8 protein-coding genes are annotated in these 12,965 nt (G+C 30.4%); 6 read left to right on the forward strand and 2 right to left on the reverse strand.

Features of this window, described 5'->3' with window-relative positions; genetic code table 11:
- Positions 1–13 precede the first annotated feature (13 nt).
- From AB3G34_RS04765 to AB3G34_RS04785, 5 genes are all read left to right on the forward strand, one after another.
- Positions 14–4,465, forward strand: coding sequence for a translocation/assembly module TamB domain-containing protein (locus tag AB3G34_RS04765; RefSeq protein ID WP_369753608.1), 4,452 nt, complete (start codon positions 14–16; stop codon positions 4,463–4,465).
- Positions 4,466–4,867: 402 nt separating this feature from the next.
- Entirely contained in the window at positions 4,868–5,854 is a 987-nt protein-coding gene (gene pfkA / locus AB3G34_RS04770) for a 6-phosphofructokinase (protein WP_367752579.1), read from the forward strand.
- A gap of 74 nt (positions 5,855–5,928) precedes the next feature.
- On the forward strand, positions 5,929–6,933 hold the full coding sequence (gap, locus tag AB3G34_RS04775; RefSeq protein ID WP_367769269.1) for a type I glyceraldehyde-3-phosphate dehydrogenase: 1,005 nt from the start codon (positions 5,929–5,931) through the stop codon (positions 6,931–6,933).
- A 134-nt stretch (positions 6,934–7,067) separates the two neighbouring features.
- Positions 7,068–7,919 carry an N-acetylglucosamine kinase gene (locus tag AB3G34_RS04780; RefSeq protein WP_367769272.1) on the forward strand — a complete coding sequence of 284 codons (852 nt, stop codon included), beginning with the start codon at positions 7,068–7,070 and terminating at the stop codon, positions 7,917–7,919.
- A gap of 12 nt (positions 7,920–7,931) precedes the next feature.
- Positions 7,932–8,306 carry a methylglyoxal synthase gene (locus tag AB3G34_RS04785; protein ID WP_367769275.1) on the forward strand — a complete coding sequence of 125 codons (375 nt, stop codon included), beginning with the start codon at positions 7,932–7,934 and terminating at the stop codon, positions 8,304–8,306.
- A 144-nt stretch (positions 8,307–8,450) separates the two neighbouring features.
- Here the strand turns inward: AB3G34_RS04785 and AB3G34_RS04790 are convergent, their stop codons facing one another.
- Together AB3G34_RS04790 and AB3G34_RS04795 are read right to left on the reverse strand one after the other, a co-directional pair.
- Positions 8,451–8,831, reverse strand: a complete 381-nt coding sequence (locus AB3G34_RS04790) for a RidA family protein (protein WP_367769278.1) — start codon at positions 8,829–8,831, stop codon at positions 8,451–8,453.
- A 116-nt stretch (positions 8,832–8,947) separates the two neighbouring features.
- Positions 8,948–11,698 (reverse strand): putative LPS assembly protein LptD, encoded by a 2,751-nt coding sequence (locus AB3G34_RS04795; protein WP_369753609.1) that lies wholly within the window; start codon positions 11,696–11,698, stop codon positions 8,948–8,950.
- 100 nt (positions 11,699–11,798) lie between these two features.
- On the opposite strand from AB3G34_RS04795, the gene AB3G34_RS04800 reads away from it, so the two are divergent.
- Entirely contained in the window at positions 11,799–12,944 is a 1,146-nt protein-coding gene (locus tag AB3G34_RS04800) for an N-acetylmuramoyl-L-alanine amidase (protein ID WP_369753610.1), read from the forward strand.
- Positions 12,945–12,965: the final 21 nt, after the last annotated feature.

Genomic DNA, 12,965 nt, shown 5'->3' on the forward strand with positions numbered 1-12,965 from the left:
TTTCCGCATAATTTTGGGGCTAATTCTATTGCTGTTAGTGCTTGGTATTGCTCTTTCTTTGCCTTTTGTCCAAACTAAAATTGCACAATATTTTACCAATTCGATCAATAAAGATTATGGAACTAATATTGCTATAAATGAAGTTAGAGTTTCTGTTTTTGGTGGGGTGAAATTCAAAAAAGTCATCATTCTGGATCACCATAAAGATACTTTGATTTATTCAAAAATAGTTAATACCAATATTCTTGAAGGAAAAAAAATATTAGATGGAGATTTAATTTTTAAAGATATTCATTTAGAGGGATTGTTATTTAAGCTGAAAACGTATAAAAATGAAAAAGAAAGTAATATTGATAATTTCATCAATGCCTTTAATACAGGAAAACCTTCTGGTAAACATTTTTTGCTAAAAGCAAATAATGCCTATATTACTGATGGGCATTTTATCTTAACAGATGAAAATAAAAGCACACCTAAACAACTTGATTTTACTAAACTAAATACAACTTTAAGTGATTTTTTATTATATGGTCCAGCTGTTAAAACTATAATTAATAAAATGTCATTTTTAGATCATCGTGGTCTATATGTTGCCAACTTAAGTTCTAAGTTTAGTTATACAAAAAAGAACATAAAACTTGAAGAGCTAAAAATTGAAACAAAAGAGTCAAAAATTGATGCTGATGTTTATCTGAATTATAAAATTGAAGATTTTTCTAGTTTTACAGATAAAGTTCAATTTGACGTAAAAATCAATTCAGCCAAATTGGCTTCTAATGACATTAGAATTTTTTATGATGAGCTCGGTAAAAATCAATATTTTAATATTAAAGCCAATATTAAAGGAGCTTTAAATAATTTAAAGATTACACGATTGAACCTTATTGATTCCAAAAAAACAAAAATGATTGGAGCGATTAATTTTAAAAATATTTTTGGTGCAGAAGATCAGAAGTTTTTAATGGATGCACAGCTTACTTCTTTTTCAAGTAGTTATGATAACTTAGTGTCTATTCTCCCTAATATTTTAGGAAAGAAACTACCAATAGAAATTAAGAAATTAGGTTATTTCAATGTTATTGGAAATACTCAATTGACTAGTACGGCAATTGATGCGGATATTTCAATGACTTCAGATTTAGGGAAACTGCAATCTGTTTTAAGTATGAAAAGAATTGATTTTATCGATAAAGCATCTTATTCAGGTAATGTGGTTTTAGAAGATTTTGATGTAGGCGAGTTGCTTGAACGCAAAGACCTTGGTAAAATAAGTATGAATATTGATGTTGATGGAGTAGGTTTTACTGAAAAATATTTAAACACTTCCCTCAAAGGCGATATAACAAAAATTGATTTTAATAATTATACCTATACTAATGTTGTCGTAAACGGTAAATTTAAGGCGCCAAATTACAAAGGCCAAATTTCTGTAAATGACCCAAATTTAAGTATGAATTTTGATGGCTTATTGGACTTAAGTAAAAAAGACAATAAGTATGATTTTCATATAAATGTTGAAAATGCAGACTTACATAAATTAAAACTAGTAAAGGATTCTGTTTCTATTTTTAAAGGGGATGTCATTGTTCAAGTAACAGGAAATACAATTGAAAACCTTCAAGGGAATGTATATATTAAAAAAACATCATATCAGAATGTCAAAGACACTTATGTTTTTAATGATTTTAATATTTATTCTAGTTTTGATAATGAAAGAATACGCACAATAACTGTAAATTCACCAGATATTGTTGAAGGTGAGATTATTGGAAAATTTCAATTTAGTCAATTAGGAAATTTAGTAAAGAATTCTTTAGGAAGTTTATATACTAATTTCAAACCCAACAAGGTAAACAAAGGACAATTTCTAAAGTTTAATTTTACCATATATAATAAAATTATAGAAATTTTTTATCCCGAAATTGCAATCGCCGCTAATACAATTGTAAAAGGGAATATTAAGTCGGATATTCAAGAGTTCAAGCTTAACTTTAACTCACCGCAAATTGTAGCATCTAATAATATTTTTGATAACATCAGAGTTGCAATAGATAATAAAAACCCGCTATATAATGCCTATATAGAATTAGATAGTATTAAAACAAAATATTATAAAATTCGAGATTTTAGTTTAATTAATGTTACTATGAAAGACACGTTGTTCTTTCGTTCTGAATTCAAAGGAGGTGTTAAAGGGGAAGATTATTTCAATCTGAATTTATACCATACCATTAATAAGAATAATGATAATGTTGTTGGGATTAGTAAATCAGAGATGAAATTTAAAGATTATCTATGGTATTTAAATGAAAAAGACGCTCCTAACAATCAGATCGTTTTTGACAAGTCCTTTAAGAATTTCAATATTGATGATATTATATTGTCTCATGAAAATCAGGCTATTTCACTAAAAGGAAAAATTAAGGACGATACAAATAAGGATTTGAAACTTAGTTTTAAGGATGTTGATTTGTTTAAAATAACACCCGAAAATGATAAATTTGTTTTTAACGGAAATATAAATGGAGAGGTTGATTTTAAGCAGAATAATGCTATTTATAAACCCACGGCTTCATTAGTAATTGATCATTTAAACATAAACAAAACGGATTTAGGGGTTTTGAATTTTGATATTGAAGGGGATCAGAATTTAGAAAAATTTTCTATTAATTCCTTTTTAGAAAATGAGAATTTAGAGTCTTTTAATGCGTATGGAAATTTTGAAATAATAAACAAGGAAACAGTTCTAGATTTAAAATTAAAATTTGACAAATTCAATTTAGGCGTCTTAAGTTCGATAGGCGGGGAAGTAATGACAAATATTAGAGGGTTAATATCAGGAAATGCTTCTATTGGAGGAAACTTGACTAAACCTAAAATAAACGGTCGTCTTTATGCTGATAATACAGGAATGACAATTCCTTATTTGAATGTAGATTATGTATTAAATGATAGGTCAATAATTGATTTAGTAGATGAGAAATTCTTGTTTAGAAATAATACAATCACAGATTCTAAATTTGATACAAAAGGTACTTTGAATGGTAGTATTGAACACAATAATTTTGCCGATTGGAAACTGGATTTAGCGGTAAATACGAAAAGGTTACTTGTTCTAGATACGCAAGATAGAGAAGATGCAGCGTATTATGGTACTGCATTTATAGATGGTGATGCTACAATAAAAGGGCCTACCAATGGATTGTTTATAAAAGTTAATGCAAGATCGGAAAAGGGTACTGCGGTTAAAATACCTATTAATGATGCAGAAAGCGTCAGCGATAATAATTTTGTTCATTTTTTGACTGCCAAAGAGAAATATAATATTGAAAGAGGTATTGTCGATTATGGTAGAAAATACAAAGGGTTAGAGTTAGAGTTTGATTTGGATATTACACCCGATGCAGAAGTTGAAGTGATATTAGATAGGAATTCTGGTCATGGTATGAAAGGGAAAGGGTATGGGTCATTATTATTTAAGATAAATACGTTAGGTAAATTTAATATGTGGGGGGATTTTCAGCCGTATGAAGGAAGTTATAATTTCAAATATGGGGGACTTATCGATAAAAAATTTGATGTTAAAAAAGGAGGTTCTATTTCGTGGGAAGGAAATCCAATGAAAGCACAATTAAATTTAGAAGCTGTCTATAAAACAATTGCCAATCCTGCTGTGTTATTAGAAAATTCCTCTTTTAACAGGAAAGTACCTGTAGAAGTTATCATTGGTATTAGAGGAGATTTAGCTAGTCCTGAACCTGATTTTAATATCGAATTCCCTACGGTTAGTAATGTATTAAAATCCGAGATACAATATAAATTGAATGATAAAGATGTGAGGCAAACGCAGGCATTATACCTATTATCTTCTGGTGGATTTTTAAGTCCTGAAGGAGTTAATCAATCTGATTTTTCAGGAAGTTTATTTGAAACAGCATCCAGTTTGTTAGGTGGAATTATAAAATCTGAGAATGAAAAATTTAAAGTTGGACTTAATTACATTTCTGCTGACAAAAGAATTGGTAGAGAGACTGACGGTCGTTTTGTAGCGACAATTTCCTCAAAAATTAATGAAAGAATTACTATAAACGGAAAAGTAGGGGTACCATTTGGAGGAATTAACGAATCTGCTATTGTTGGGGATTTAGAAGTTCAATATAGAGTAAATGAAGATGGAACGCTTAATTTACGCCTCTTTAATAGAGAGAATGATATTAATTACATAGGACAGGGGATTGGCTATACTCAAGGTTTAGGGGTTTCTTATGAAGTAGATTTTGATACTTTTAAAGAGTTAGTGAACAAGATATTTAAGAATCATAAATTAGGAACTACAAATTCTTCAAATGATGTTTATCAAGACTCAAACTTGGCGCCAGAATATATTAATTTTTCTAAGCCGAAGGAATCTAAAAAAGAAGAGCTAAATAAAAATCAAGACGCAATCATTCCAGAGGAAGATTAATTTTTTTAGTTTGTAAACAGTAGTTGATTTTTATAAAAGTCTCTTTGTGATGTCTTTTTCCTTTTTATTAATTTTGAAAATTAATAACACTTCCTTTTAAATATTTTTAAGATTGTATAGCCACAATTGAATTTTATAAAAATTTGGTAAAATTCTAACTAATTTTAATAATTCAGATGTTTGCTTTTATATTCTTTAAAATAGCGAGAAGTGCTTTTTTATGGTTAATTATCAAATAATAATTGAAAAATTTAACTTTTGTTGAAAAAAAACGGTTTTTTTTTGTTTTTTTGAAAACTTATTAACGAAAACGTTTGAATTTAGAGCACTTAACTAATTTAATATAAACATAACGCTTTAAGTGCTTTATGTTTGCTAATTTTACACTTTAATACTTAAATAATGCCAAAAACAATAAAAAAAATAGGGGTTTTAACTTCGGGTGGTGATTCACCTGGAATGAATGCTGCTATTCGATCAGTAGTTCGAACTTGCGCTTATCATAACATTGAATGTATAGGGATTTATAGAGGATATCAAGGAATGATTGAAGGAGACTTCAAAGAAATGGGTCCTCGTTCTGTAAATAATATCGTAAATAAAGGAGGGACGGTATTGAAATCAGCTCGTTCTCTTGAATTTAGAACACCAGAAGGAAGAAAAAAAGCACACGATCATCTTGTAAAAGCAGGGATTGATGCTTTAGTAGTAATTGGGGGAGATGGAACTTTTACAGGTGGCTTACTATTCAACACTGAATTTGATTTTCCAGTAATGGGAATTCCAGGAACCATTGATAATGACATATTTGGAACAAGTCATACCTTAGGTTACGATACTGCCTTAAACACTGTTGTAGATGTAATTGATAAAATTAGAGATACAGCTAGCTCACATAACAGATTATTTTTCGTAGAAGTTATGGGTAGAGATGCAGGTCATATTGCATTGAATGCTGGAATTGGTGCTGGTGCCGAAGAAATTCTTATTCCTGAAGAAGATTTAGGTTTGGATCGATTATTAGATTCTCTACAAAAAAGTAAAGCTTCTGGAAAATCATCGAGTATCGTTGTGATTGCCGAAGGGGATAAAATTGGTAAAAACGTTTTTGAATTAAAGGACTACGTTGAAGCAAATTTACCTGAGTATGATGTTAGAGTTTCTGTTTTAGGACATATGCAACGTGGTGGTTCACCATCTTGTTTTGACAGAGTTTTAGCAAGTAGATTAGGAGTGAAAGCTGTAGAATCCTTGTTAGAAGGAAAATCGAATTATATGGTAGGTTTACAAAATGACAAAGTAAATCTTACTCCATTAGAGCAAGCTATAAAAGGAAAATCAGAAATTGATAGAGAGTTATTAAGAGTTTCTGATATCATGTCAACTTAGAGTTATAAAATGGAACTGTGTAACTACAGCATCTGTTTTTTTTAAATGAATAATAAACAATAAATAATAAAGAAATGTCAAAAGTAAAATTAGGAATAAACGGTTTTGGTAGAATTGGAAGAATTGTTTTTAGAGAATCTTTCAATAGAGACAATGTAGAAGTAGTAGCAATAAATGATTTATTAGATGTAGATCACTTAGCTTACTTATTAAAATACGATTCAGTTCACGGACGTTTTAATGGAACAGTTGAAGTAAAAGAAGGAAAACTTTTTGTAAACGGAAAAAACATTCGTATTACTGCTGAAAGAAATCCTGCTGACTTGAAATGGAATGAAGTTGATGTTGATGTAGTTGCTGAATGTACTGGTTTCTTTACTACTGTTGAAACTGCAAATGAGCACATTAAAGGTGGAGCAAAAAAAGTAATTATTTCAGCTCCTTCGGCTGATGCACCTATGTTTGTAATGGGAGTTAATCATACTGAAGCTAAAGCTTCTGATTTGATTGTTTCTAATGCATCTTGTACTACTAACTGTTTAGCTCCATTAGCTAAAGTTATTAATGATAATTTTGGAATTGTTGAAGCTTTAATGACTACAGTTCATGCTACAACTTCAACTCAAATGACAACTGATGGTCCTTCTAGAAAAGACTGGAGAGGTGGACGTGCTGCATCATGTAACATCATTCCTTCTTCTACAGGAGCTGCTAAAGCAGTAGGTAAAGTTATTCCTGAATTGAATGGAAAATTAACTGGTATGGCTTTCCGTGTTCCTACTACAGATGTTTCTGCAGTAGATTTAACAGTAAAAGTGGCTAAAGAGACTTCTTACGAAGAAATCATGGCTGTGTTGAAAAATGCTTCTGAAACTACTATGAAAGGTGTTTTAGGATTTACTGAAGACTTAGTTGTTTCACAAGATTTCGTTGGTGATTCTAGAACTTCTATCATTGATGCTAATGCTGGAATTGGATTAAACTCTACTTTCTTCAAAATCATTTCTTGGTATGATAACGAATATGGTTATTCAAGTAAATTGATTGATTTATCTGTACATATTTCTGGATTGAAATAATCTTTTATATATTTATAAATCCCGTTATTGTATTTTAACGGGATTTTTATTTTTTATTCTTATATTGTATCGGTTTATAGTAAATCAATTTTATATTAAACCAAAAGCAAAACCAAAACCCAAAAACTAAAAAAATGAGATTAATTGTTGATAGTGGATCTACGAAAGCCGATTGGATTGCGATAGATGATGATGGAAAAATATTATTTACTACACAAACTTTAGGATTAAATCCTGAAATACTTGAAAATGATGAAATTATTGAGCGATTAAACGATCGTTTTGATATTTTGCAAAACAAAAAAAACGCAACTCATTTATTCTTTTATGGAGCTGGTTGTGGAACTGATAGAATGAAATTGACTTTGTCTCAAGCTTTTCAAAGTTATTTTCCAAATGCTATTATTACAGTTGAAGAAGATACTTATGCCGCTGTATATGCCACTACTCCAAAAAATCAAAAAGCAATTGTTGCTATTCTAGGTACTGGATCAAACTGTAGTTATTTTGATGGTAAAGAATTGCATCAAAAGGTACAGTCATTGGGTTATATTGTCATGGATGATTGTAGTGGAAATGTTTTTGGTAAAGAATTAATCAGAAAATATTACTTTAATAAAATGCCAAAGGAATTAGCAGAAGCATTTGAAAAAGAATACAATGTAGATCCTGACTTTATCAAAAGTAAATTATATAAAGAAGCAAATCCAAATGCCTATTTAGCCACTTTTGCTAAGTTTTTAATTCAGCATAAAGAGAGTGAATTATGTAAAAAGATAATCATGAAAGGGATGAAGTCTTTTGTGAAAAATTACATAAGACAATATGATAATTGTAAAGAAGTTCCTGTTCATTTTGTGGGGTCAATTGCTTTTTATTTAAAAGAAGAATTACAACAAACTTTTGATAAATATGAATTGCAACTAGGTAATGTACTTAGAAGACCTATTGATGGATTGATTGCTTATCATATTGCAAATAAATAAAGAAGGCTATCGATGGAAATTGCAATTATTGCCCATGATGGAAAAAAAGTAGATATGGTTCAGTTTTTGAATAAAAATATCGACATTTTAAAAAATGAAAAAATTAAGCTTATTGCTACTGGAACAACTGGTGGCAAAGCGGAGAATGCAGGATTTAAAGTAAAAAAGATGCTTTCAGGACCTATGGGAGGTGATGCTCAAATTGCAGCAAGAGTTGCTGAAGGTAAAACTAAATTAGTTTTATTTTTTAAAGATCCCTTAGCAAGTCATGCTCATGAAGTAGACATTAATATGTTACTTCGAGTTTGTGACGTACACAATGTGCCTATCGCAACAAATGAAGCTTCAGCACAATTGTTGTTAAATGCAATTATAATGCAATTATAAAACTTATATATACTATATTTATTAAACCGTTTTCTTTTGAGACGGTTTTTTTTATTGATTTTGCTCCTGTTTCTATTAGAAATAAAAATGTCCCAACTTATAGTGGGACATTTTTAATTTTATAAAGGGTTTAGATTTTATAAACTATAGTATTGCAATCATTGAAATCTCTACATTTACATTCTTAGGTAAACAAGCTACTTGAACCGTTTCACGAGCTGGGGCTGTTTTTTCATTAAAATAAGTGGCATAGACTGAATTTATTTTGGCGAAATCATTCATGTCCATAATAAATATAGTTGTTTTCACTACATTTTCAAATGTCATTCCTGCTTCGTCAAGAACCGCTTTCATATTTTCCATAACTTGTTTCGTTTCAGTTTGGATGTTCTCTGTATTTAACTCACCCGTTTTTGGATCAATAGCTATTTGTCCAGAAGTATATAGTGTGTTTCCTTTTAATACGGCTTGATTGTATGGTCCAATTGGAGCCGGAGCTTTATCTGTAAAAATTATTTTTTTCATAATATATTGTTCTTAATGATTATTTTTTTGAATTAAAGCTTCGGTTGGAAGATAATTATTATTCGTATTTAATAGGAATATTAATTCTCAAGCGTTCATTTGCCTTCTTTCTTAATCTAACGGTTGATAGTGCTTCGTTTATTCCATTTAATATCACTTAAAACACCAGATTTTATACCTATAAAAAATCCCCAGTTCGCATTAGTCCCAAAAGGAGTCCAGTTGAAATCCATTCTCCAGCTTAGTAAATCTCGTTCAAATCTTAGTTGTGTAAAGGTAACTCCATTTTGAACAAAATCATATCCAGTTGATATTCCCGCTTTCCATTTTGGTGTCAAGTCGGCATTTGCTGAAATCATAATAGAGTTTCCAATGATTTGCTTTTCTCTATTGTTATTTCCATAGGTTAAGGAGTAGGCAAAAGTCATGTCCCAAGGTAATTTGGATCTAAAAAATTCAGATATTTTATCATCGCCTTCTTCTTCACTGCCGTCAAATTGACTTTTAGTATTGTCATTTACAATGGTGTTTTTTCCAAAAAGATCATCTTCTCGGCCACCATTTCTTTCGCTTTGGGTATTTTTATCTTTCTTAGTTTTGTCTTTTTCTTTACTTGAAATCGAATAATTTAATGTCATATTGGCACTAGTCATTCTAAATAAACTTCCTCCATTGTTAATGTTAAAAGTGTTTATTCTTGTTCCTGAATTATTAATGGCATAGGGGTCTAAAGTGGTACCAAAATTAACATTCATTTTATTATTTAAAAGCTGGGTTCCACCACTTAATCTAAAAGGAGCTAATGCTAGTGTATTGACTCCGTCAGCATCAAGATTGTAACTTGTTGAGATGTTTAAATTGTTAAGCAGCATCACTTTCTTTGCTTCTACCTTGGTACTGTCTTTATCGGTCACTTTTGCTTCAAAAGTATTGCTCAAATCAAAACCTAGTATATTTGAATTACTTAAACCTGGAGACCCAAAAATACCTCCTTCAAATCGAGTGTACTGTTTTGTAATTGTTCCAGTAGCATCAGAGGCATAGGTATCATAATATTTTTCAAAACTAGGGGTATATGCATAAGAAACTGAGGGTCTCATGACATGTCTAATCGATTGTATCTTTTTATCTTTACCAAAGTTAAAAGTTCCATAAATTGTAGTTCCTACGCTGGATGAAAAAGAATAGGTTCTATACGCATCAAAGCCATTCACAATTTTATCAACCACTTTACTTTGGTCTGAATCATAGCTGCGGCTAATTGTTTTTGCATACCATACTTCTTCGTAGTTTAATGAAGTGGAAGCGCTAAAATATTTAAACAGTTTAAAATTGGTGCTTAAAGGAATGCTGTGTTGTACTCCCATTTTTGCATCTTTAAACATTTGAGGTTTAAAAAACAGTGAATCTGTTGTTGTAATACTATTTCGACCATTCAAGTTATATTGCAAATTGATGTTCTTAAAAAAACCTTTTTTTACTCCATCTTTCCCTACAAATGGATAAATACGATCTACACTAAGTTGAAGTGTAGGTAGTGTCATGTTTATAACTTCAGTCTGTGTATTTTGAGAATGAGTTGCTGATAGCGACATTCTTACCTGTGGGACTGAATTAAATGTTTTAGAATATGAAACAGATGAGCTTAAAGTGTTGTTAAGATTAGATCCAATATTAGCTTGATTAATAGATTGTTGAAAATATTTGCTGCTTCCAAGATTGACAGAAGCTGAAAAACTGGAGTTAGGATTTGCTTTTGAATCTCTTGAATGTGACCATTGTATATTATAGATCTTTTGTTTAGCATAATCTGGATAGCCTCTTTCGCTAGAGATTAAGTTTTCATACCTAAAATTTAGATTTCCTCGGTAACTATATCGTTTTGCATAGGAGGACTCAAATCGCAAACCGTAACTTCCATTGGTGTAATAATCACCCAATACTGTTAAGTCGTAATTATTACTTAGTGCAAAATAATATCCCCCATTTTGTAATGAAAAACCTCTAGTATTGGAGTCATTGTAACTGGGTAATATTAGTCCCGAAATATTTGTTTCTTTACTCATTGGGAAATAAGCGAAAGGTAAAGCTATAGGTGTTGGTACATTAGCGATGACCATATTAGTTAAACCCGTAATTACTTTTTTTCCAGGAATAAATTTAACTTTATTAGTTTGGAAGTAATATTCAGGATTATCAACATCTTTTGAGGTTGTGAATCTTGCCCCTTTTAAAAAGTAAACAGAATCATTTTCTTTTTTAGTTATAGAAGCTTTGATTTTAAATTCTCCTTGATCAGATCTTGAGTTCCATATTAAGGCTTTTTTAGTTTTGAAATTAAAACGAATAGAATCAGGCTCTACCTCATTAGACCCTTGTTTAAAATGAGGGTATTGCGTGTACTTTCCCGTTGAATCTTTAATTCTTCCGGCATAGACTTCATTTTTTTCATAATCCATAATAATTATACCCGAGGTTAATTCGACATCTTGATAGTATAATTCGGCTTTATCATATAAAGTTATTAGTTTTTTCTTTTGGTCAATTTTGGCATATTTTTCAGCCTTATATTTTACTTTTCCGTCAAGAAATGTTTTTTTTGGTTTTAAAGTGTCAATTCTAATTAAAGTGTCAGTCTCTTTTTTTTGTTCTAAAAGAGTTTGATTCGATTTTGTACTAACAGAAGAGGACGTATCTACTTGCTTCTTAGCAGGTATAGCGCTCGTTTTTTTTGAAATATCTTGCGAATACAGATGATTGCATCCGATTGTAAGGAAAAATGATAATAAAACGATATTAAATAAGTTTGTCTGCAAAGGTTTTAATGCTATTTTTGTAAAATTATGGCCTGTTTTTTGAAGTGTCAAACTTACAGATTATTTTTTGTCAAAAATAATCAAATAAAAAAAATTATAACCGTAGTCTTTCATATAAATTAACTTTAGATTTATGCATATATTTTATAAGATGAAAATCATTATTCCTTTTTTACTATTTATAGTCACTTTTACAGGCTATGGCCAATCAAACATTTTTAAAGTAACCCTAGATGCCGGACATGGAGATCATGATTTTGGTGCCGTTTATAATGGGCATGTTGAAAAAAATATTGCTTTAGCGGTAGTACTGAAAGTTGGGAAGTTATTAGAAGCTAATTCAAAGGTGGATGTAACGTACACTAGAAAGACTGATGTTTTTATAGATTTGGTTGAAAGAGCCAATATCGCCAATAGAGCTGATGCTAATATTTTTGTTTCTATTCATTGTAATGCCAATAGAAATACTGCAGCAGATGGTACAGAGACCTATGTAATGGGTATGAATAAAATCGCATCTAATTTAGAGGCGGCTAAGAAGGAAAACTCGGTTATTACTTTAGAGAAGGATTATAAACGAAAATATGAAGGATTTGATCCAAATTCTCCCGAAACAATGATTGGAATGACCTTAATGCAAGAAGAGTATTTAGATAATAGTATTACTCTTGCAAGTAAAATTGAAGAAGCATTTGGTGGTTTAGGAAAAAGAATTAGAGGTGGTGGTGTAAAGCAAGCTCCTTTTATGGTACTTCATAAAGCGTATATGCCAAGAGTGTTAATAGAGATGGGATTTATCTCTAATTTTACTGAAGGAAATTTATTAGATTCAGAGGATGGTCAAAATGAAATTGCCAAAGCTATTGCAAGTGCAATTATGAGTTATAAAAATGAGTATTATGGCAATGGTTCAACTGAAACCTATGAAGCAAGACCATCACAAAGGAGCATCGATAAGCCAGCTAAGGACACTGCTACTCCCGTTAAAACTAAAGTTGTTTTAGAATCTGTGGAGTTTAAAAAAACTGCCTCTAGCCGAAATAATGAAATTCTTTTTAAAGTTCAAATTTCAGCAAGTAGTAGAAAATTAGATTTGGAACCTAGAAATTTTAGAGGATTAAAAAATATATCTTTAGACTATGAAAATAGAGTTTATAAATACATGTACGGTGAAACGTCTGATTATAATGAATCTAAAAGTTTATTAGAAGAAGCTAAAGCAAAGGGTTATGAATCGGCTTTTTTAATAGCATTTAAAAATGGTGAAAAAATCAGCATTCAAGAAGCTATTAAATAACTATAAGTTCGAATTTTTTAT

Origin of the sequence: Flavobacterium sp. WC2409, assembly GCF_041200085.1 — a bacterium.
Classification (GTDB): Bacteria; Bacteroidota; Bacteroidia; order Flavobacteriales; family Flavobacteriaceae; genus Flavobacterium.